Origin of the sequence: Anaerostipes hominis (ex Lee et al. 2021), assembly GCF_002270485.1 — a bacterium.
Lineage (GTDB): Bacteria > Bacillota > Clostridia > Lachnospirales > Lachnospiraceae > Anaerostipes > Anaerostipes hominis.
This window is the reverse complement of sequence record NZ_NQOG01000011.1, coordinates 54,707-76,408: the sequence shown is the minus strand read 5'-3', so window position 1 is coordinate 76,408 and position 21,702 is coordinate 54,707. Positions and strand designations below refer to the sequence as shown.

Sequence of the window (21,702 nt, the reverse complement as noted above, 5' to 3'; positions counted from 1 at the left end):
CTTAAAATTTATTTAGCCGGACGAGCAATCATTTTAATGCATTTGGTGTATTTATATTTTGCCTCCACAACGCCTACTCTGCGGTTGGCCGCGTGGATGATCCTGCCGTTTCCTATGTACAATGCCACGTGGGAAATGTTCCGGTATCGCCCGTTTCTTGTGTAGGAATAAAAGATCACATCTCCCGGGAGAAGCTTTTGGGCCTTCACCCTCTTATAAGATACGACTTTTTTATGACGCTTCATGTACTTGGCTTCACTCGCTGCCACCGGAGCATAAGAACGGCTTCCGAAATGTATGCCGTACGGCTTGTAGCAGCGCCAGATCAGAGAACTGCAGTCATAATAGCCCTTCCTCATTCTCTTTGGCTGGCTGTATCGGCATCCCTTTGCTTTTTTAGCCTTCGCGATAGCTTTGACCGCCTTATAGGAAGTGACCTCCGCCTTATAGGTCTTCTGTTTTCCGTCTATCTTGACATAAAACCAGGTAATGCCTCTCTTTTTCGGGTATATGACCAGCTGATTATCCTGAATATAAACTTTCGCCCTGCTGCCGCTTACTGAGACAGATGATCGGCTGGTAGAACTCAATCCCCTGATCGGTATTTTCGCAGTCCGGTTCTTTGCCACAGTCCCGCTGCTCTTTGACAGATATGGATTTGTGACCTGTACGCCTGCTGTCACAACCTGGCTGCCCACTATGGCCTGTACATAAGTCCTTCCCGCCGCTTTTCCTCTTACGTTTCCGCTGCTGTCCACAGTGGCGATGCGTTCATCCCCTGACTTCCACACAGCCCTGGGCGACGAAGATTCTCTTACTCCCACCTTCGCCTGTGCAGAGACCGCCACAGTCACATGGGGACGGTCAAGCGTATATTCTTTTTCCCACACAGCCGTGAGGATCAGATCTCTCCGAGGCATCTCATCGGCACTGAAATTCCAGTATCCGGTCTGTCCTCCGCTCTGATCACTCCAGCCCTTAAATACATATCCGTTCCTGACAGGCGTCTCCGGCTCGGAAATAAGTTCTCCTGCTTCGATCTGGCGCACGGCCTCCCTCACCGTGCCGCCTGCTCCGTCAAACCTGACCTGATATGATTCTTTCTGTCCTATGTTTTTCTGAATATCTTCAGTGCTGCCGCTCTCTGCCGGCGCCGCTGAAACCGGCACAGATGCTGCTGCCATAGTCAATGCCATGGCCCACACTGTAATATATTTTTTATAGCTCCTCAACTCTCTTCTCCTCCGGCAGCTCATTCTATCGTAAGATTTTTGTAATATTATCGTTAAACCTTATTCATAATATCACAAATATTGTCATAGAACAAGAATATACGGCAGTAAATTCCAAAAAATACAATATAATTTCACAGGACTTAACAATGAGGCCTGACAGAAGTTGGCACACCTTTCCTGATGCGGTATACTGAGAGCAAAAGAAAGGAGCAGTGAGATGAAACAGACTTTTTTTGAACACCATTTAAATCACACCGGACGGGAGGATATGATAAAAATCACTTCCTTCCTGGAAGAGGACCTGAGAATTTCGGGGATCAAAGACGGCATCGCCGTCATCCATTCTCCTCACACAACGGCAGGGATTACAATCAATGAAAATGCGGACCCGGATGTGGTCCACGATATGCTCTTCGGGTTTGACAAGGTATATCCTCTGCATGACAAAAATTACCGCCACGCAGAAGGAAACTCCAATGCCCACCTGAAAACATCGACCGTCGGCCCGTCACAGACGGTCATCATCGCTGACGGAAAACCGGTACTTGGAATCTGGCAGGACATCTACTTCTGCGAATTCGACGGGCCCAGAAACCGGAAATTCTATATAAAGATCATTGAATAGTGGTAAAAAACTCATAAAAATGGTGCCGGAATATCTTCCGGCACCAACCTGCTTACAATATGTGCTCTGTTACCGGCAGAGCATTTTAAAAAAGAGAGGATTAAGTATATATGAAAAACTATATTTTCATTATAGCAACTTTCCCTTTAAAAACAATATATAGAAAATAAACAATTCTAAACATATTATAAACTATTGGCTGTCTACCCCTCTTTTCTTGTAGACAATATTAAACACTGCAATGCCGATGACAATCCATACAAGGCAGACCGCATAGTGTTTCATGTTGGCTCCGGAGAGAAAGGCGGCTTTGTTTCGGTATTCTCCGTTCATGATCTCCATAAAGGCGTTTGTTGGAAGACAAAATGCTATCTTTTCCAGTACCCTGTTCATCCCGGCAAATATCGGCGGCAGCATCAGCAGAAGCATCAGCGGTGTGGAAATCGTTCCTGTTGACATCTGATTTTCAGACAAAATCCCCACAGTTGCGCCTAAAAACAGGATACCGATCGAAGCCAAAGTGGAGATGAGCATATAGCCCGCAAAAAACTTCATGTCAAGTCCCACCAGCAGATAATTTGTCACAGAGATTACTTCCATTAATAAGAGTACAACAAACATCTTGCTGGCCAGAAACTCCATAGCCCTGACATCGGACATGATCAAAGTCCGCAGGGTATTTTTCTCTTTTTCCTCCGCCACCATCATGCTCAGCAGTGAGATCGGCGCGCAGATCAGATTCAGCACTTCACAGAGAAGCAGAGGGTATAACATCCCTGTCTCTTTTCCAATCGGCAGCACCTTTGTGTAAAGGACACAGAATAAAATTGGAAGCAGTAAAATAAAAAAAGTATTTTTATTACCCGCAAGCATTCTGAAATCCTTTTTCATCAGTGCTTTTATTATTCTCGCTCTTAATTTCATGCTAATTCCCTCCCCGTCAAGTCCAAGAATATCGTTTTCAAGTCGGGTTCCACTGAATGGATCGTCACAACCTCTTTGTCTGCACTTAAAAGTTCCTCTGCTATGGCCGTTTTGTCCTTCGGAATTTCTTTTACAGTTCCGTCTGTGTAAAGGATCTTCACCCTGTCTTTTGCATATTTGATCTTCAGTTCTTCCGGTACCCCGACCTCTTTGATGACCCCTTCGTTTAAGAATGCCACTCTGCTGCAGAGTTCATCTGCTTCCTCCATATCATGAGTCGTAAGAAAAACGGTAGTTCCGTCCCTGTTCAGCTGTTTGATAATATCGTGAACATCCTCACTTGTAGATGGATCAAGATTGGCCGTGGGTTCATCCAAAAACAGAAGCTTAGGTTTATGTAAGATCGCCCTGGCAAACAAAAGCCTCTGTTTCATTCCCCTGGAAAGTTTCTCAGCCTTTTTCTTTCCGTCTTCTGTTAAATGAAGCTGCTCAAGCACCTCCGGAATCCTTGTTTTCGGAAGCCTGTAAATCTCAGAAAATATTTTAAGGTTTTCCTCCACCGACATTTTTTCATACAAGCCGCTGTTGTCGGATAAAATTCCAATGTTCTGATACAGCTTGCTGACATCTTCAAACGGTTCCATTCCCATGACAGAAATTTGACCGCAGTCCTGCCGAAGCTGCGCGCTCAATAATTTGATCGTCGTTGTCTTTCCGGCTCCGCTGGGCCCTAAAAATCCAAAGATTTCTCCCTCCGATACCCGGATATTCACATCGTCCAATGCCATTTTCTTCTGAAATGAAATGCCCACATGTTCCATTGTTATGCAGTCTTGATTCATGTAAATACCTCCTCGTAATACTTACATTTTATTGGATTTTCCTGGTTTTGACAAGTAAAAAAGGACGAACGGAGATATAGGGCCATGAAAAGAGCCCCTAAAATCCATAATACTCCTTCAATTCTTCAACTCTTCCTTTGCTGAGAGGGATATTTTCCTCTTCCCCTCCTTTCATCCTGAGGGAATAAGAATTCTTGGTCCATTTCATGACTTCCGAAACTTTTTGCATGTTGACGATGTAAGAACGGTGGCTCCTGAAAAAACCGAATTTTTTCAATTTGCTGCAGAGTTCATCCATAGTCATAGAACACTGGAATCTGGCCTTTCTGACATGCAGATAATTTTTTCCCTGCATGCTTTCAATATAATCGATCTCGTCCGGATCAAAAAGCAGAATTTTATCACCCATTTTGGCCGGAATCTTTTCCGCCATCTCAGGCCCGCTTTGTTCTTGTTTAGAAAAAATATTTTCAGGCAGTTCTTCCGCATACTCCTCATCCATAAAGAAATGTCTCCCCGGAAGCATATACACATGTTTTAAAGACTGAGAGGTGGTAATGACCTTTTTCCCCTGATCACCGCTCGACTCGATCCACTGTATCATTGGCTGCACAGAAGCTCTGTCTGTCCCAGGGACGGGTTCCTGCAGGAATAAGATTTCCCGGTCCATGATGATTTCCCTCGCCGCTGAAACACGGTACTTTTGGGAAGGTGTCAGAAATTTTATCTTACAGTGCAGAAATTTATCAAGCTGCATGATGTGGACTGCAGAATCCATTGTGACATCAGAACCGGATAATTCCGCAAATAATTTCAGATAGGAATTCACGGTCATATAGTCATAGTATCCTTCATTCTGGAGGACAGCCCCAACATCTTTAAAGAGACTGACCAATGTTTCCAGCAAAAGTTCACAGATATCACTCCGGCATTCAAAATGCAGAAGAGTATTTCCGTTTGCCGCTGAATTATTTAGTATTTTTTCCAAATTGAATTTCATTTTCCTGTCCTTATGTCATAAAGATCTGTCCGGCGTTTTTTCAATACCGGAACCTGATGTATAATGGCATCTCTCCGGTCAGTGTCTACCGACAGGACAACCAGTTCCTCTCCTGCTCCTCCTTCTGCAAGCTTTCTGCCGGAGGGATCGAAGGCGAGGCTTCTGCCCATATAGTGTTCTTCACTGTAATGGCAGCAGCCAATAGTAAACACCGTATTCTCAATGGCCCTGGCTCGAAGCAGCGTCTCCCACTGCATAAATTTATCCGGCCCGTCTGCCCAGGCTGAAGGATAGATCAGAACCTCGGCACCCTTCAGTGCCTGTACCCTGGCCGGTTCCGGAAATCTGAGATCATAGCAGGTTCCCAGGCCTGCCTTTCCAAGCGGTGTATCCTCCGGCTCATGCAGAGCTTCTCCGGGCAGCGTACTGTCCGATTCTTTCCATGAAAATGCATCAAAAAGATGAGTCTTTCTGTAAACAGAGCGGAGAGTTCCCCTGTCATCTAAAAGGACCGCCGTATTAAAACATTTCCCTTCTGAATTCCTGCCGGGCTTTTCGTTCATTCCAAATAAAATCCACTGCCCATGTGCTGCGGCCAGTCTTTTCATTCCCTGTACAAAGGGCCCGTCGAGAGGCTGGGCTTTTTCATAGTAGGCACTTCTCTCCATAGGATAGTAGGTCATAAAATACTCCGGGAATATGATAAAACAGGCTCTCTTTTCCCTGGCTTCCCGGCAGAAGTGTTCTGCCTTACAGAGATTTTTTTCCGGTTCTTGTGAAGCTCTGCACTGAGCCATGGCAGCAATGGATTTCATATATATGCCTCCTACTCGATATCCAGATTCTTTTTATACAATCTGTAATTGACCCAGTTGTTGACCAGATACTGGACCACTGCAAAAAACGGTACACCTAAAAACATACCCAAAGGTCCGAAATAAGCTCCTCCTACTGTAATAGAGAACAGGATCAGGATCGGCCTGACTCCCGTAGAATTGCCGAGGATCTTCGGTCCCAGCACCAGCCCGTCGAACTGCTGCAGCACCAGGATCATTCCAAGGAAAATCAGTGTTTTATATGGGCTTACAATAAAAAGGATAAACGCACCCGGCACTGCTCCGATAAAAGGTCCGAAATAAGGAATCATATTGGTTACCCCGACGATAACGCTGATCAGCACAGTATACGGCAGGTTTAGAAGGCTCATAAGCAAAAAACAGAGGAATCCGATAATGAGGGAATCCAGCGACTTTCCGATGATATATCCGGAGAAGATATTATGGCACTCCTTCAGTCCGTGAATGACCGGAACCGCTGCGTTATAAGGAAAAACTGCAAAAATAAGCCTTCGGCAGGCACTTTTCAATAACTGCTTATCGGCCGTCATATAGATGGACACTACGAAAGCAATGAACAGGTTAAACAGCCATTTTACAAATGAAACCGAAAAATTATATAGCATCGGAATGGCTTCTGTGAGCATCTGATTGGAAAGCTGTACCAGCTTCGGCAGGCTCTTGGTCTCCAGTGTGTCCATCAGCTCGGCAGGGAATACTCCGGAACCGCTTTCCTTGTAGTGATCCAGCAGTCCCATGATCTGATCTGAGATCACCGGGATCTGGCTGGACAGTTCTTTGATGCTGTCATAGAGCTGAGGCACGATGAAGATCAGACAGATCGTAAGTGCTCCGACTAATATAATATAAGTAGTGAGGATCGCACCTGCACGGCATAATCTTTTTCGTTTTTCACCGAATAATGAGGAAAAGACTTTTTCGTTAAAAAAGGTAACGACAGGATTCATCACATATGCGATCAGAAAGCCAATAAAAAACGGGAAGATCGTATTCCATAGATCTGTAAGAATCCCGACCGTAGACGCCCAGTTATTGACCAGGCGGAATATAATACACCCGATAAGGATTACAACAATCGAATAGATCGATATGGTAAAATATTTTTTATTGGATTCAAATTTATTGTTTTTCAATTCTTACACTCCTTCTGTTATCCTCAGGCCACAAACAAATTTTGGCTTTATTCTAGCACAAAGACACAGAAAAGTATAGGGTCCGGCGTCTTTTGCACCCGGTCTTTTCAATGACTTTTGCATGACAAATACATTTATTATTGACATCGACAAAAAGATACAAAAAAATTTTCATTTTTTACTTGCAATTATGGAAAACATCATATATAATAATTCTTGCGTTGAAAAAGTAGCGCATCATGAAATAAGCGTGATTAGCTCAGTTGGTAGAGCACCTGACTCTTAATCAGGGTGTCGAGGGTTCGAGCCCCTCATCGCGTATTAAAACACTATTTTTGGCTTACTTGGGGCTGGGGATGGTGTTTTTTTATTTTGTAAAATGAAAACTGAATGAACCGGCACAAAAGAAAAGGAGCCCTTATGAACATTGATCTCACTTCCAGTCAATATGCCCAAAAAGCGATGAATTTATTTAAAGAAGGATACAACTGCTCTCAGTCAGTTTTTCTGGCTTTCAAAGACCTGTACGGCATAGACCGGAGCACTGCCCTCAAGCTCAGTTCTTCTTTTGGCGGAGGCATGGGAAGACTCCGGGAAGTGTGCGGCTCTGTAAGCGGTATGTTTCTCACTGCGGGAGTTTTGTATGGATACGACTCACCGATAGACCGTTCCTCAAAGACAGAGCACTACAAGCGGATTCAGGAACTCGCCCGCTCATTTGAAGAATTAAACGGTTCCATCGTATGCCGCGAGCTGCTGGGGCTTGATCAGAAAAAGGAATCTTACGTCCCGGAAGAGCGCACAAAAGACTATTACAGGAAGCGCCCATGTGAACAGATTGTCGGCTGTGCTGCTTACATCATGGAAGAATATATCAGTAATCACCCGTTCCTTTCATAAGAATCACAAGTTTTCCTTAATATTTGTTTATAGGATGTTTAGAATTGTTTAGTTTCTATACATTGTATTCGCACATAAAGCTGATATACTTAAGACATAGTTTTTCATATATATTTTAATCCTCTCTTTTCATTGAAAGACCTCGCAGGCATGCGGGGTCTTTTATTTCTATAATCCTATATATTTCTTATATAATAGATATAGAATTTAACTGTCTGATTATTGTAATTAGTAGAAACAGTATAATTTCTAATGTAGCATCTCACCCGCCTGTTTGCTTCGTCCACGTATGCATTGAATACGGACAGATTACTGGTAGTGCATGCAAAGCCTCCAAGACCTAAGACCTTATATCCCGACGGCAGATCGTATGCGAATTGATACTCAGGTGTTCCTCCCGCCGGTATACTGATATCGGATCTTTGTAAGATCTGACTTCTCACAAGATCTTTCATTTTTATATTTGTATTATTCAGACCTGACTGAGCCGCTTTTGTATTTAGCTCCTCACGTAATCGGCTGATTTCATTCTTTGTCTCATTGATTGCCGCTGTCAATCCTGCTATATCTTTTGATGTCAGACTTCCAAGATCCTCAACTGTCTTTCCAATCTGTTCGATTGCTTTTGAATGAAGCTCATACTGCTCAACTCCGACCAGTCCCGCCGAGTCCAAAACGACCTCAAAAGGTGCCGTATCTGAATTCTGAAAACAAAAATTCCATGTGATAGAAAATCCCGGACTTTCTGCCGCTGATGGAATTTTCTTTCCCTCAGTAGTCTGCGCAATGCAGTATAAGATTTCCCCTTCATCAGGGTCTTCTGCATAGAATCCTATTTGATGCAGTTCATAGCTTTCCTTCACCTCCGTATTTTCCAGCAGTACAGAAATCACGGCCTTACCGTCCTCTGTCCGCACCGGCTGCAGTGTAATTTCCTGCCGTTCGTCGGTGATCTGTGTCTGCTGCCTCAGATTCACAGGAGGCACCTCTCCTGCTCCGGCCTTTGCCCCTGTAATTTTTAACGTTTGCCCGTCAAACATTTTATTCTGCAGCGCTATACCCTTTTCAGTAAGTACTGTATTTTCCCAAAGTTTCATAATATATAACCCCTCCTTCAACAATATGTTCTATATTAGAAACCATACCACAGCTCTCCCGGACATTGTGGGCAAAAAAATACTGCCGGATGCCATCCAGCAGTATTTTATAAATTATTTTATTTTTATAATCCGGTTTTCTCTGCAATAAATTTCCTTGCTTTTAGCGCATATTCCAGCGGATTCGCCTTTGCCGGGTCCTGTTCCGCTTCCACAAGCATGTATCCCTCATATCCTGCGTCTTCCAGCACCTTGAAGATCGGATCAAAGTCGATGCATCCGTCTCCCGGCACAGTAAATGCTCCCATGCGCACACCGTCTAAGAAGCTCAGGTTCTCTGCCTTTACTTTTTCTACGATTTCCGGACGGATATCTTTTAAGTGCACGTGCTTGATGCGGTCCACATATGTTTTCACCATCTCCAGAGGATCGGCGCCGCAGTATGTAAAATGTCCGGTGTCAAATAACAGGCTGACATATTCAGGATCTGTATTTGCCATCATCCGCTCAACCTCATCCGGGTCCTGCACCACGGTTCCCATATGATGGTGGAAGGTAAGGCTGATGCCGTATTCTTCTTTTGCGATCTCCCCGAGTTTATTCATACCCGTGCAGAATATCTCCCATTCTTCATCATTCATCACATATTTATGTCCGAAGATCGGCGTGTCAGTCATTCCCTGTACACTGTGGCTCTGTTCGGATGCTCCGATGACCTTTGCTCCCATAGCTTTTAAGAAGGAAAGCTGTGCGCGGAAATCTTTCTCCACTTCTTCAAACGGTTTCGTAATCAGGAAAGACGAAAACCACTGGTTGCAGATTTCAATTCCACGCAGCTCTAAAGCTTTTTTCAGCACTTCAGGGTCTTTCGGATATTTGTTTCCCACCTCTGAGCCGGTAAATCCCGCCAAAGCCATCTCACTGACACACTGCTCAAACGTATTTTCTTTTCCCAAATCCGGAAGGTCATCGTTTGTCCATGCGATCGGGGCAATTCCTAATTTTACTTTTTCTTTGTTAAACATAGCACTTCTCCTTTATCCGTGTTCTTTTTTTATCTGAATAAAGGATAACATGGAAAAAGATCAAAAAAAATCGGGAATATTTTTAGCTTTGTTGTTCTAAAAATAGATGTTCCCGATTTGGTGTCTTATTTTTAGGACTTCCTGCGGTACTCTGCCGGGCTGACCCCATTTAACCGCTTAAAAGCCTTTGAGAAATAGTGGTAATCGTTGAATCCCGATTCCACTGCAACATCTTTAATCTTGTAGCTTGTATTTTTGAGAAGATCTTTTGCATACTCTACACGGAGTTCCAGAAGAAATCCCGAAAAGCCGATCCCCATTTCCTGCTTAAACAGATAACTCAGATAAGCAAAATTCAGCCCTACGGCATCTGCAACCTCCTGAAGGCCAATCTGCTCTTTGAAATGTTCGCGGATATACCAGACTGCCTGTCTCGTCTGTGTCCCCGCATTTTCCGGAACTTTTTTCCCTGTACCTAAAAATATCCTGCTTCTGTAACCCTTAAATATATCAGAAAGCTGATCCACATGAGTAAGCTTAAACAGCTCTTCCTGACTGTGCTCTGTCCCCACGGCCGTATCTAATTTCCGAATCCACCGAAAAATGATCTTTGGGTCCGTCCTTGTCTCCCGGCATGCTTCTATCACACGAAAAAACTCTTCTTTCATCTCTTTTTCTTTTCTTCCTGCCGCATAATCCCTTGCATGATTTAAAAGCTCCTGTGCACACTCCGGCATCTTGGTCCCGATGGTCTTCTGGCTGTCAAAATATAAAATATCGCTGTCCTCATAAAAACTAAGCTTAATGGCCTCTCTTGCCTGCTGGTATGCCTGGCGGATGCCGCCCTCTCCGATGCAGATATTGCTGACTGCAATATCGTAGTCAAAGATCTCCTCCTTGCAGCATTTGAAGCAGGCAGAGGCCACACTTGTGAGCTTCTGCCTCATCACACTGCTCCTGCTCAGATCAGAAAGATCCAGAAAACAGCAAAAGATGCCTCCTCCCAGAGAAACTGTCTCGGCCCTGCTGTGCTCCTCTCCCAGGAGCATCTGAAGCTGAGCGGACAGACGCTCTATGAATCCTGCCGCATATTGTTCCGACTCTGCCGGTGACTGGCTGTCTTTGATCGACATCCAGGCAGGGATAAACATATTCACGACCGCACTGTTTATATATTTTCCTTTAATCCCGGCTTCAATGCGCCTTTCTTCCCGCTCCCCGGGACTCATATCTCCCGCCAAAATCTCGTTAAAAAACCGGATCTTCAGGGACTGGCTTCCGGCCTCGATCAGCTTTTTTGTCCGTTCTTCTTCACTGTTTAGTTTCTTTATACTGTTCATATGGTGTTCCGCATTTTTAAGCACCTCAAAAAGAGAATCCTCATCCAGAGAATTCTTCAGTACATATTCATTTGCTCCAAGGCGCATAGCCTCTTTCACATAATTGAAATCATCATGACAGCTCAGAACGATGATATATGTAGAAAGACCCATTTCCCGTACCCTGCGTATCAGCTCGATTCCGTCCATCAGGGGCATGGAAATATCGGTTACGATCATGTCGGGAGCCTGCTCTCTGACTGCATTTAAAGCCTCTTCCGCATCCCTTACATCTGCAGCGATCTCATAGCCCGCTTTCTCCCAGGCATCCAGCTGCTTCAGATAACTGCGCACTAAAAAATCGTCATCGACAATCATTGTTCGGTACATGGCGTTTTCTCCTTTCACACTGCATACTGATTCTGGTCTTTATAAGCCGGCAGATACAGATATGCCGTTGTTCCGTCGGAATTACTGTCATAGCCCAGACCGGCATTGTTTCCGTAATACAGTTCGAGCCTCTCACGGACATTGACAACCCCGATCCCGCTCAGGCCGCTGGTTTTTTTGTCTTTTTTGGTCAGCAGTTCATAAATCTGTTCCTGTGTCATTCCTCTTCCGTTGTCTTTCACGCTGATACATAAATAGTCTTCTTCGATCACGGCCCTGATCTCGATCCGGCTGTTGTCCATCTTCATATCCAGCCCATGTAAAATAGAGTTTTCCACCAGAGGCTGCAGAATCAGCCGCGGGACAAAACAGCTGCCCGCGTCTTTCCCGATCTCATAATCCACATCAAAATAACCGTCATACCTTATTTTCTGCAGATGAATATAATTTTTTAAAATATGGATCTCGTCTGAGACCGTGACGAACGTGCCTTTTTTGTTGACACTTGCCTGCAGAAGCTCGACAAAATCACCGATCAGGCCGCCCAGCTCCTTCTCTCCTTTCAGCAGAGCCGCAAACTTTATGGAATTTAAAGTATTGTACATAAAATGCGGGGTAATCTGGTATTGAAGTGCTTCCAGCTCTGCGTCTTTTTTGAGTCCTTCTTCCTTGATCAGCTTTTCAATCAGCTTTTCAATCTGGTTCAGCATGTTGTTAAAATCATTGGAAAGCCGTCCAATCTCATCCCTGGTGCAGACCTGGACCCTTTTATCCAGTTCTCCGGCGCTGATTTCATCCATCGCCGCCGTCAGATTCCTTAACGGCTCATACATAGCCCTCGTGGCAAAATAGGCGGGAATCAGTGAGATGCCCAGAAAGAGAAATAAAAATGCCAGCAAAAAATATTTCAGCTGATTCAGGTCACTCAATACGACACTCTTCTCAACCGTAATAAAAAAACTGCACCCGGTAAATGCCGTTTTATAGCTGATACCTATGACCGCCGGGGTCCTTTTATTAAAAATGCCGTTCTGCTGGATATCGGGAAAATTGCTGTTCCTGTAAATTTTGCCCATGGATTCGACATTCTTCGTAGAGACAATGGCATTTTTCTTATTGAGGAGGACCGCCTCCGAAGATCTGCCGTCATTTAGAATATCCAGATACTTATAATAGACAGCCCGCTCTTCAATATTGCACATGATAAAGCCAAGGACACTTCCGTCTTTCATGACGGGCTCGATAAAAGACAGCACTTTATTCTGTTTTCTCACCGGATCTTTGATAATGACGGGGTGGTCCTCCAGAGAAATCTCTGCAATATGCTTTAATACAGAGTTATTTACTTTCTTTACATAAACCGGATAATCCTCCGACGTAACAATGGTTTTCTGTTCCGGAAGAACCAGATAGACTGATCCGATATCACTGTTTCGTTTCTTGAATCCTCCCAGCATACCGGACATCTTCTCCAGCCGTCCCGCATCTTCTGTCTTTAGATAGCTTTCTGCCTGCCGGGAAAGCCCTTCTGCGTTGGATGCCTGTACCGTAATGTAATAGATCTCTTTCATGGCATCATCGAAAGCATTCCCTACCTGCTCAATGCGGCCATAGAGGTTTGTCCCGTAATTGTCCTCAATCATCTGAGTAGATTTCAAATAAAATATCAGGGTGATGGCCGAGGCAGTCAAAAATGTGATGCTGATGATGGCTAAGAAAACTTTACTCCGCATACTGCGTATCATATCAGACCTCACTCTCCCTTCCCTGATATTTTCTTCTATTTCTAATTATACGTGACACCCAAAGAGTGTCAAGCTGACCGATTTTTAATATTCGATCTTTACAATGCCTCCCTTTTTCCAGGCTTTTGTAGTTGCGAAGCCAATCTGTGTTGATTTTGTGCCGTCGTATACGGTGACGTCCGGTTTAACGCCTTTCTGGACACAGTTGATGAATTCTGCCATTTCCAGCTGATAAGACTCTGCAAATCTCTCCGGAAAACCGCTGACACATTCTTTCACAGCCCCGTTTTTATCATAGATCATACACAGATTTTTTTCCGGTACCGGACTGATCCTTAAAGAGCCTTCGGTGCCGACAATCTCTGTCTCAACGTGATATCCATGTGCCGCAGTACGTCCGACGTGCACAAATCCCAGTGCACCGTTTTCGCATTTATACATTGCCGCACCGGTCTCGTCATCTCCCGCTTCCTTAAACTCCGGATGTTTGAATGTGGCTCCTGCCGCATATACTTCCACGGGATCGGATTCCAGGAACCAGCGCATCAGATCGATGTCATGGATCGCCATATCAATGAAGATCCCCCCGCTGGTCGCTGCAAATTTAATGGCTCCTTCTACCAGAGCTTCCGGATCGATTCCTGCCGCTTTCACCATATATGGTGTACCGATGGCCCCTTCTTTGATCTTTTCCTTTGCATACGCATAAGACGGATCATAGCGGCGCATGAACCCAAGGAAAAATGTCAGTTCCGGATGGCGTTCCACAGCAGCCTCAGCTGTCCTGCACTCCTCAACCGTTAATCCCAGCGGCTTGTCGGAAAAAACATGCTTTCCCGCATCCAAAGCGGCTTCGATCTGCCAGCAGTGCTCTCCGCTCGTCGTCACTATGGCAACTGCATCGATATCTGCTTTTTTCAGCATTTCACGGTAATCTGCATAGACTTCTCTCCTTTTTATGATGTTTCGTCTGCCAAAGACTTTCCGATGTGATATCCTATGATCTGTGCCTTTGGTTTTATTTTACCTTCCGGTATCCGAAGTCGTATCCATGGATTTTTTAGATTTGATATTATATTTTTGTAACGCATTCCGGCTGCCATATAATATATGAAAGTAAAGGACCTTTGGTCTGCCAAAGGTCCTCAGCTGTATGTACTTTTTTTATTTTTGTGGTTTTATTTTTAGATCTACTTTAATGATTTTTTGTTCCGGCTGCTTTTTGCCTTCTTTTTGGTTTACGATATAGCGTACCGTCTCATAGCCGATTTCATAGCCCGGCTGATAAGCCAAAGCCCCGATTCTTCCCTTCTTAACCGCATCGAGCGCATCCTCCTGGGCATCCACTGTGGCAATCAGCACCGGACGGTCTTCCATGTACTCCATGATTCCAAGTGCGGTCACGGCGCTCGTAGCAAAAATCCCATTCAACTCCGGATGTTCTCTCATAAGCCTTGAGATTTCTTTCTCCGGCATCCGCAGATTGCTGTATCCGCTCTCGGTAAAGGCAATCTTTATGTCTGTATTTTTCTCTATATAATCCTTAAAGCCTTTCATCCTTGAGGCATGGGAACTCTGTTTCAGGTTTCCGGATATAATTCCTGCAACCCCTTTCTTTTTCATCTGGCCCGCCATATATTCAGCCAGGTCTCTCCCTACTTTTTCATTGTCTATTCCAATATAGGGAACTCCTCTCTCAAGAATCTTTGTGTCAAAGGATACAACCTGTATTCCTTTTTCTTCCGCCTTCTTTAAGTAGTCCTTTGCATTGTGGGAATTGATCGGAGATACTGCCAGGGCATCAATATCTTTTTTCAGAAGGCTGCCGATCATCTGCTGCTGGGTTTTCTCATCTGTCTCCGTATCCGGAGACAGAATAATGACCGATGCTCCCAGATCTGAAGCCGCTTTTTCCATGCCGGAACAGACTGACATCCAATATTCACTGTTCCGTGATTTTGTCACGACGCCGATCACATACTTGGGGTTCTCAGCCTCGGCAGATTCATGCTTTTGGCAGGCAAACAGACTTCCCGCGAGCAAAGCACACAAAAGAACCTCATACAGAGATTTTATCCTGCTATGTTTTTTACTCTTCTTCATCCAAATCCACCTCTCAGGAATTCTGGGCTTGAATTTTTTCTGCCAGGTCGTTCAAGTAAACCCACCGCTCCATCTTTCCGTTCAGCTGTTCTTCCAGTTTTGACTTTTCTTCTGTCAGTTCTGCAAGCTTCGTATACTGGCTGGCGTTTTCCTCCATCTGCTGTCCCACAGATGCAATTTTTTCTTCCAGCCGTTCAATGTCCTCATCTATGGTTTCATATTCTCTCTGTTCTTTATATGAAAATCTCAGTCTGGTATCTTTCTGTTTCCATGATTTCTTATCTGTTTTTTCCTTCGGCTTTGTCTGCTCCGCCGGTTTTACTGCTCTCAGGTAGTCTGTATACCCGCCCTCATACTGCTTTATTTCACCGCCGCCCTCAAATGCAAAAATCCTGCCGGCGATGCGGTCCAGAAAATAGCGGTCATGGGACACAGTCAGAACAATCCCCTGAAAAGAATCCAGGTAATCCTCAAGGACTCTCAATGTCGCTATGTCCAGGTCGTTGGTGGGCTCATCGAGCACCAGCACATTCGGTGCATCCATCAGAACTTTGAGCAGATAGAGCCTCCTCTTTTCTCCTCCCGAAAGTTTGGACAGAGGTGTGTACTGCATGGAAGGCGTGAATAAAAAGCGTTCTAGCATCTGAGACGCGCTGATCTTCCCGCCGGGTGTCTGAATATAATCAGCCACATCCCGGATATAGTCGATAACCCGGATGTCATCCTCCATGTCTTCATTTTCCTGTGCAAAATATCCGATCTTTACCGTGTCTCCGGTCACAACTTCTCCGGAATCAGGGACCAGACGCCCTGTGATGATTTTCATCAGTGTGGATTTGCCGCAGCCATTCGGCCCGATAATCCCCAGCCGGTCATCCCTTAAAATAATATAGGTAAAGTCTTTTATGAGCTTTTTCTCTCCGTATGCCTTGGAAATCCGATGAAGTTCAATGGTCTTCTTGCCGAGTCTCGTTCCGACGGAATCCATCTCTACATTCCGGGCTTCCCCGGGGCCTTCCATGTTTTTCAGCTGTTCATACCGGTCAAGCCTTGCCTTCTGTTTGGTCCCTCTGCCCTGAGGTCCCCGCTTCACCCATTCCAGCTCCGTCCGCAGAAGACTCCGGCGTTTGCGCTCCGCGGCCAGCTCCATCTCTTCTCTCTGTGTCTTTAAAGCCAAAAAGCCTGAATAGTTGGAGTCATAGGTGTACAGTTTTCCCTTGTCAATCTCTGCGATCTTATTGGTTACACGGTCCAGAAAATAACGGTCGTGGGTCACCATGATCAGGACTCCTTTAAACCGTTTCAGATAATCTTCCAGCCACAGGGCCATATCGTTGTCTATATGGTTGGTTGGCTCGTCCAGAATCAGTACATCTGCCGGGTCCACAAGAGTCCGGGCCAGCGCCACTCTTTTTTTCTGCCCGCCGGACAGGTGATCTACAGTCTCCTCAAAATCACAGATCCCAAGCTTTGTAAGGATCGTCTTGGCCTCGCTCACCGGCTCACCCCCGTCCGGATCATGTTTCCCTTCCGTCACATAGGACAGCACCTTTGCCCCGTCCGGAAACTCCGGGTTCTGTGGGAGGAAAGCCGTTCGGATACCTCTGCCGAAGATCACCTCTCCCTCGTCAGCCGTTTCCATTCCTGCAATGATCTTTAATAAAGTTGATTTCCCTGTCCCGTTGACGCCCAGCACTCCGATCTTATCTCCCTGATGCACTCCTAAAGAGACGTCATCAAATATGGTCTTATCTCCAAAAATCTTACTTATATGTTCTATGTTTAATATATTCATGGGTCCACCTTTTCTTCATTGACTATCTGTTTTTTAGTTTAATTGCTGTCTTTCATATTGTCAAACGAAATCCCCGGGGCAGACCCACAGAAAAACGGATGGCCGGTTTACGTTCCGTCCATCCGTTTTTATTCGTTCATTTCTTAGTCTCTAGCGTGCTTTATCCACGGCTTCCTTTAATTCTTCTTTAGGCACAGCTCCTACAACCTTTGCTGCCACCTGGCCGTTCTTAAAGACCAGGAAAGTAGGTACTGACATTACGCCGTACTGCCCTGCGATATCACTGTTCTCATCGATATCCAGCTTTCCGACTTTAACGCTTCCCTCGTACTCCTTTGCCAGTTCTTCCACAACCGGCCCCATCATCCTGCACGGTCCGCACCACGTTGCAAACATATCGACAAGTACCGGCTGCTCTGAGTCTAACACTTCTGCCTGGAAATTTTCCTTCGTAAACGTATACTCCATATTCATTCTCCTTATCTTGACCGGCATAAACAATCTTTTGCTTCTTCCAGCGATGCCAGCAGGCGGCAGAACCATTTCCTGTGCTTTGGATGCTGGTAGAAGAATTGATTTACCTTTACTAGACACTTTTTCTGTTTCATAATTATCTTACCACTTTTTTATTATAGTATGCAACACGGATAAAAATATTAACGGCAGGCTGTGAAACGGCAGATCGGCTTGCCTTTTTCAGAAAATTTTGTCTCATATTCTGTCATGACATTGTCTTTGGCAAACTCACTGTGATGCAGATCGAACGTGCAGTCAAGGAGCTTCCATCCGGCTTCCTCTGTCTGTTCCATGGAAAAGTCGAACAGCCCCCGGTTATCCGTTTTGAAAATAACCTGCCCGTCCTTCGCAAGGATGTGGTCATACCTCTCATAAAATCTCGTAGACGTAAGCCTCCGCTTTGCGTGACGTTCTTTCGGCCACGGATCGGAGAAATTCAGATAGATCCGGTCGATCTCTCCCTCGGCAAATACATCCTGAAGATTCTCCGCGTCCATGCGCATCAGTCTCAAGTTATTCCCCTCAAACTCTTCCGTTTTTTCTACTGCTCTCACGAGAACACTGGAAAACTTTTCGATCCCGATATAGTTGATTTCGGGATTCTTTTCCGCCAATGTCAAAAGAAATTTTCCTTTCCCCATACCGATCTCTATATGAACCGGCCTGTCATTGCCAAACAGTTCCCTCCACTTGCCTTTCCATTCTTCCGGTTGATTGACTGAAAACGGACTGGCCGCTATCATGTCCGCCGCTCCCGGCACATTCCTTAAACGCATTGTATCTTCCTCGCCTTCTCTGTATTCATGTTTCTAAAACATTTTAAAAGCTTTCCGCCCCGTTGTCAATTTCCTTTGCATTCTGTCTCCGCTGCGTATATAATGAGGAAAAAGGAGGAACGCACTATGGAAATAGAACGCAAGTTTATTGTTACCGACCCGCCGAAAGACCTTGATTCCTATCCCCACTCCGAAATCGAGCAGGGATATCTGTGCATGGAACCGGTGATCCGGATCCGCAGACTCGACCATGATTACATCCTGACCTATAAGTCTAAAGGTCTGATGAAACGGGCCGAGCATGAATTTCCTCTGACGAAGCAGGCTTATGAGCACCTGAAAAGCAAGATCGACGGTATTCTCATCTATAAGACACGCTACCAGATTCCTGACTCAGACTCTCTCACCATCGAACTGGATGTATTCCACGGTGACCACGAAGGTCTCATGATGGCTGAAGTTGAATTTGCGTCCGAAGAAGCCGCTCTGGATTACGAGGGGCCTGAGTGGTTTGAAGACGAAGTAACTTTAGATCCCCGGTATCAGAATAACAACTTGGCAAACAGATGAACCTTCTCAGTATGACAGACCCATCCAGTATCATTGCCGGTCCAAGCCTTTGATATATTCTCTTCATATCTTTACAGCCCCTTTCCATAAAACCGAAAAAACATATTTCTGAACGCGGCTCTCATGGCTGCCCGTCCAGAAATATGTTCTGTCTACATCCTTTTTGATAATTCTTCTCTTACCAGAGCTCTCCTTAAAGACATTTCCGCCCTGGTGAGGTCTGTATCACTCTTGTGTTTCAGGCGTTCCTGGGCACGTCTCTTGGCACGCTCCACCCGCTCTAAGTCAATCTCACCCGGCCATTCCGCAACCTCTGCTAAAATGTTGACAGCCTCCTTGGTGATCTCCACAAATCCTTTCATCAGAGCCGCCTGTTTCTTCGTTCCGTCTGCCTCCGTGATGGTCAGGATGCCGGGAGCTATAATCATTGTCATTGGGATATGTTTCGGATAGATTCCCACATCCCCTTCTGTGGTCGTAAACTCAGCCATCCGGACCACTCCCGCATAAAAAGAGCGGTCCGGAGTGGTCACTTCCAGTTTCATCAGATTTTCAGCCATAGGATCACCTGCCTACTTTGCTTTCGCACGTTCCACAACCTCATCAATACTTCCCGCATTCAGGAACATTCCCTCCGGAATGTCATCATGCCTGCCGTCTAATATTTCTTTGAAGCCCTGGATCGTATCATTTAAGGTTACATATTTTCCAACCGTACCCGTAAACTGTTCTGCCACGAAGAACGGCTGGGACAGGAACCGCTGAATCTTTCTTGCCCGGTCTACGATCAGCTTTTCTTCATCAGAAAGCTCATCCATACCGAGGATTGCGATGATATCCTGGAGCTCTTTGTATCTCTGAAGGATCTCCTGCACCCCTCTGGCCACCTGATAGTGTTCTTCCCCGACGATCTTCGGGTCCAGAATCCTGGATGTGGACTCCAGAGGGTCCACTGCCGGGTAAATTCCCTGTTCCACGATGGCACGGGAAAGTACGGTTGTGGCATCCAGATGGGCAAAGGTTGTCGCCGGAGCCGGGTCGGTCAAGTCATCGGCCGGCACATAGACTGCCTGTACGGATGTGATAGAACCGTCTTTGGTCGAAGTGATCCGCTCCTGGAGAGCGCCCATCTCTGTCTGGAGAGTCGGCTGATATCCAACCGCACTCGGCATACGCCCAAGAAGTGCTGACACCTCGGAGCCTGCCTGGGTGAAACGGAAAATATTGTCGATAAATAAAAGGACATCTTTTCCACCCTCGTCACGGAAGTTTTCTGCGATAGTCAATCCTGTAAGGCCGACCCGCATACGCGCTCCCGGCGGCTCATTCATCTGTCCGAATACCATGGCAGTTTTGTCGATGACTCCTGACTCACTCATTTCATGGTAAAGGTCGTTGCCCTCTCTTGTACGTTCTCCGACTCCGGTGAAAACAGAATATCCGCCGTGCTCTGTCGCAATGTTTCGGATCAATTCCTGAATCAGGACCGTCTTTCCTACGCCGGCACCGCCGAACAGTCCGATCTTTCCGCCTTTCTGGTACGGGCATAAAAGGTCTACGACCTTGATGCCTGTCTCCAGGACCTCAGTCTCTGTAGACTGGTCCTTGAAAGCCGGCGCCTTTCTGTGGATCGGCTGTCGTTTTGCATTCTCAGGGGCCGGTTTATTGTCAATAGGATCTCCAAGGACATTAAACATTCTTCCCAGGGTCTGCTCTCCTACCGGAACAGAGATCGGCCCGCCTGTGCAGACCGCCTCCATCCCTCGAACCAGACCGTCTGTCGGTCCCATCGCAATACATCTCACGGTGTCATCGCCCAGATGCTGGGAAACCTCTACAACCAGCTTCCCGCCCTGCTTTGTCATAATATCAATAGCGTCATTGATCTCCGGCAGATGCCCGTCACTGAACTTGATATCTAAAACCGCACCAATAATCTGGGTGATCTTCCCTGTATGATTATCTGCCATTTAATAATTCCTCCTACTTCTATTCCAGCGCCTCCGCTCCTGAAATGATTTCTGTCAATTCCTGCGTGATAGCGCCCTGTCTTGCCCGGTTATAGGCAAGGCTTAAGTTGTCAATTAATTCTTCGGCATTGGTCGTTGCCGAATCCATGGCCTGCATCCTGGCACCGTTTTCGCTGGCAACCGATGTAACAAGCGCACCGAAGATCAGACTGCAGACGTACTTGGGAATCAGCATGGATAAAGCTTCTTCCGGTTCCGGCTCATAGTTCATGAGTGTTTTGGAGTCTTCCCCTTCCTTTTCCTTTGGATCGATCTCCACAGGAAGCAGTTTGATCATCGTGGGCTCATGAACTACCGTATTTTTAAAATTGGTATATGCCAGATATATCTCACCGATTTCACCGTCCTTAAAGGCCTTGAGGACACGGTTTCCCAGATCAACGGCGTCTTCATACTCCGGTTCGTCGATCATTTCAGAGTCATCGGAGACGATATGATATCCCCTGTTTGCCAGACTGTCCATAGCCTTATGTCCGACTCCGTAGATCATCACATCTTCCCTGTTGAGTCCGCTGTCACGGATCATCTTGACAATATTGTTATTGTACCCTCCGGCCAGTCCCCGGTTGGAGGAAACAGCGATCACTGCTTTCTTTTCCGAACCATTGGACTTTAAATACGGGTGGTCGATATTATCTGACTGGGCCAGGATCGAAGATACGGTCCGGTACATCTTGTTGAAGTAAGTCCTGGATTCCTCGGCCCTCACCCTTGCTCTCTGAAGCTTTACCGTTGAGACAAGCTTCATCGCCTTTGTAATCTGTCCGGTGCTCTCGATACTGGCTTTTCTTCTTTTTATATCAACAATTGATGCCATAAA

22 protein-coding genes and 1 tRNA gene are annotated in these 21,702 nt (G+C 45.8%); 4 read left to right on the top strand and 19 right to left on the bottom strand.

Annotated elements, in window-relative coordinates:
• Nucleotides 1-8: 8 nt before the first annotated feature.
• Nucleotides 9-1,232, bottom strand: a complete 1,224-nt coding sequence (locus CI597_RS11215) for an InlB B-repeat-containing protein (protein WP_024728714.1) — start codon at nucleotides 1,230-1,232, stop codon at nucleotides 9-11.
• A gap of 220 nt (nucleotides 1,233-1,452) precedes the next feature.
• Between CI597_RS11215 and CI597_RS11210 the strand changes: the two genes are divergently transcribed.
• Nucleotides 1,453-1,860, top strand: coding sequence for a secondary thiamine-phosphate synthase enzyme YjbQ (locus CI597_RS11210; protein WP_024728715.1), 408 nt, complete (start codon nucleotides 1,453-1,455; stop codon nucleotides 1,858-1,860).
• Nucleotides 1,861-2,052: 192 nt separating this feature from the next.
• Here the strand turns inward: CI597_RS11210 and CI597_RS11205 are convergent, their stop codons facing one another.
• The 5 genes from CI597_RS11205 to CI597_RS11185 all read right to left on the bottom strand — a co-directional run bounded on the left by CI597_RS11205 (nucleotide 2,053) and on the right by CI597_RS11185 (nucleotide 6,616).
• Nucleotides 2,053-2,784 carry an ABC transporter permease gene (locus tag CI597_RS11205; RefSeq protein ID WP_024728716.1) on the bottom strand — a complete coding sequence of 244 codons (732 nt, stop codon included), beginning with the start codon at nucleotides 2,782-2,784 and terminating at the stop codon, nucleotides 2,053-2,055.
• Nucleotides 2,781-3,626 (bottom strand): ABC transporter ATP-binding protein, encoded by an 846-nt coding sequence (locus CI597_RS11200; protein ID WP_024728717.1) that lies wholly within the window; start codon nucleotides 3,624-3,626, stop codon nucleotides 2,781-2,783. The genes CI597_RS11205 and CI597_RS11200 overlap by 4 nt, the downstream gene beginning before the upstream one ends.
• 97 nt (nucleotides 3,627-3,723) lie before the next feature.
• Nucleotides 3,724-4,626, bottom strand: coding sequence for a LytTR family transcriptional regulator DNA-binding domain-containing protein (locus CI597_RS11195; protein WP_024728718.1), 903 nt, complete (start codon nucleotides 4,624-4,626; stop codon nucleotides 3,724-3,726).
• Nucleotides 4,623-5,441, bottom strand: coding sequence for a carbon-nitrogen hydrolase family protein (locus tag CI597_RS11190; RefSeq protein WP_024728719.1), 819 nt, complete (start codon nucleotides 5,439-5,441; stop codon nucleotides 4,623-4,625). The genes CI597_RS11195 and CI597_RS11190 overlap by 4 nt, the downstream gene beginning before the upstream one ends.
• A gap of 11 nt (nucleotides 5,442-5,452) precedes the next feature.
• Nucleotides 5,453-6,616 (bottom strand): AI-2E family transporter, encoded by a 1,164-nt coding sequence (locus CI597_RS11185; protein WP_024728720.1) that lies wholly within the window; start codon nucleotides 6,614-6,616, stop codon nucleotides 5,453-5,455.
• A gap of 248 nt (nucleotides 6,617-6,864) precedes the next feature.
• On the opposite strand from CI597_RS11185, the gene CI597_RS11180 reads away from it, so the two are divergent.
• Both CI597_RS11180 and CI597_RS11175 read left to right on the top strand, forming a co-directional pair.
• Nucleotides 6,865-6,937, top strand: a tRNA-Lys gene (locus tag CI597_RS11180).
• Nucleotides 6,938-7,036: 99 nt separating this feature from the next.
• The gene (locus CI597_RS11175) at nucleotides 7,037-7,516 is read left to right on the top strand and encodes a C-GCAxxG-C-C family protein (protein WP_024728721.1); all 480 of its coding nucleotides are present in this window, start codon (nucleotides 7,037-7,039) and stop codon (nucleotides 7,514-7,516) included.
• A 176-nt stretch (nucleotides 7,517-7,692) separates the two neighbouring features.
• Here CI597_RS11175 and CI597_RS18580 read toward each other — a convergent pair whose 3' ends face one another.
• The 10 genes from CI597_RS18580 to trmB form a co-directional block, all read right to left on the bottom strand.
• On the bottom strand, nucleotides 7,693-8,613 hold the full coding sequence (locus tag CI597_RS18580; protein ID WP_024728722.1) for a hypothetical protein: 921 nt from the start codon (nucleotides 8,611-8,613) through the stop codon (nucleotides 7,693-7,695).
• Nucleotides 8,614-8,738: 125 nt separating this feature from the next.
• Nucleotides 8,739-9,638, bottom strand: coding sequence for a myo-inosose-2 dehydratase (gene iolE / locus CI597_RS11160; protein WP_024728724.1), 900 nt, complete (start codon nucleotides 9,636-9,638; stop codon nucleotides 8,739-8,741).
• Nucleotides 9,639-9,769: 131 nt separating this feature from the next.
• On the bottom strand, nucleotides 9,770-11,347 hold the full coding sequence (locus CI597_RS11155; protein ID WP_024728725.1) for a response regulator: 1,578 nt from the start codon (nucleotides 11,345-11,347) through the stop codon (nucleotides 9,770-9,772).
• A gap of 14 nt (nucleotides 11,348-11,361) precedes the next feature.
• Nucleotides 11,362-13,092 (bottom strand): sensor histidine kinase, encoded by a 1,731-nt coding sequence (locus CI597_RS11150; RefSeq protein WP_024728726.1) that lies wholly within the window; start codon nucleotides 13,090-13,092, stop codon nucleotides 11,362-11,364.
• Nucleotides 13,093-13,176: 84 nt separating this feature from the next.
• Nucleotides 13,177-14,052: a Gfo/Idh/MocA family oxidoreductase gene (locus CI597_RS11145; protein ID WP_268876119.1), complete on the bottom strand. Its 876-nt coding sequence runs from the start codon at nucleotides 14,050-14,052 to the stop codon at nucleotides 13,177-13,179.
• A gap of 204 nt (nucleotides 14,053-14,256) precedes the next feature.
• Nucleotides 14,257-15,195: a substrate-binding domain-containing protein gene (locus tag CI597_RS11140; RefSeq protein WP_024728728.1), complete on the bottom strand. Its 939-nt coding sequence runs from the start codon at nucleotides 15,193-15,195 to the stop codon at nucleotides 14,257-14,259.
• A 13-nt stretch (nucleotides 15,196-15,208) separates the two neighbouring features.
• Nucleotides 15,209-16,990 carry an ABC-F family ATP-binding cassette domain-containing protein gene (locus CI597_RS11135; protein WP_024728729.1) on the bottom strand — a complete coding sequence of 594 codons (1,782 nt, stop codon included), beginning with the start codon at nucleotides 16,988-16,990 and terminating at the stop codon, nucleotides 15,209-15,211.
• A 150-nt stretch (nucleotides 16,991-17,140) separates the two neighbouring features.
• The gene (gene trxA, locus CI597_RS11130) at nucleotides 17,141-17,458 is read right to left on the bottom strand and encodes a thioredoxin (RefSeq protein ID WP_024728730.1); all 318 of its coding nucleotides are present in this window, start codon (nucleotides 17,456-17,458) and stop codon (nucleotides 17,141-17,143) included.
• An 11-nt stretch (nucleotides 17,459-17,469) separates the two neighbouring features.
• A complete protein-coding gene (locus CI597_RS18950) occupies nucleotides 17,470-17,598 on the bottom strand; it encodes a hypothetical protein (RefSeq protein WP_268876118.1) in 129 nt (42 codons plus the stop codon).
• 48 nt (nucleotides 17,599-17,646) lie between these two features.
• Complete coding sequence (trmB, locus tag CI597_RS11125; RefSeq protein ID WP_024728731.1) at nucleotides 17,647-18,282, bottom strand: tRNA (guanosine(46)-N7)-methyltransferase TrmB; 636 nt, start codon at nucleotides 18,280-18,282, stop codon at nucleotides 17,647-17,649.
• Between the two features lie 126 nt (nucleotides 18,283-18,408).
• Here trmB and CI597_RS11120 point away from each other — a divergent pair, with 126 nt between their 5' ends.
• The gene (locus CI597_RS11120) at nucleotides 18,409-18,852 is read left to right on the top strand and encodes a CYTH domain-containing protein (protein WP_024728732.1); all 444 of its coding nucleotides are present in this window, start codon (nucleotides 18,409-18,411) and stop codon (nucleotides 18,850-18,852) included.
• A gap of 152 nt (nucleotides 18,853-19,004) precedes the next feature.
• Here CI597_RS11120 and atpC read toward each other — a convergent pair whose 3' ends face one another.
• Genes atpC through atpG form a run of 3 tightly spaced genes read right to left on the bottom strand, consistent with a single transcriptional unit; the run spans nucleotide 19,005 to nucleotide 21,699 of the window.
• Nucleotides 19,005-19,412, bottom strand: a complete 408-nt coding sequence (atpC, locus tag CI597_RS11115) for an ATP synthase F1 subunit epsilon (protein WP_024728733.1) — start codon at nucleotides 19,410-19,412, stop codon at nucleotides 19,005-19,007.
• Nucleotides 19,413-19,424: 12 nt separating this feature from the next.
• On the bottom strand, nucleotides 19,425-20,822 hold the full coding sequence (gene atpD / locus CI597_RS11110; protein ID WP_024728734.1) for a F0F1 ATP synthase subunit beta: 1,398 nt from the start codon (nucleotides 20,820-20,822) through the stop codon (nucleotides 19,425-19,427).
• 19 nt (nucleotides 20,823-20,841) lie between these two features.
• Nucleotides 20,842-21,699 carry an ATP synthase F1 subunit gamma gene (atpG, locus tag CI597_RS11105; protein WP_024728735.1) on the bottom strand — a complete coding sequence of 286 codons (858 nt, stop codon included), beginning with the start codon at nucleotides 21,697-21,699 and terminating at the stop codon, nucleotides 20,842-20,844.
• Nucleotides 21,700-21,702: the final 3 nt, after the last annotated feature.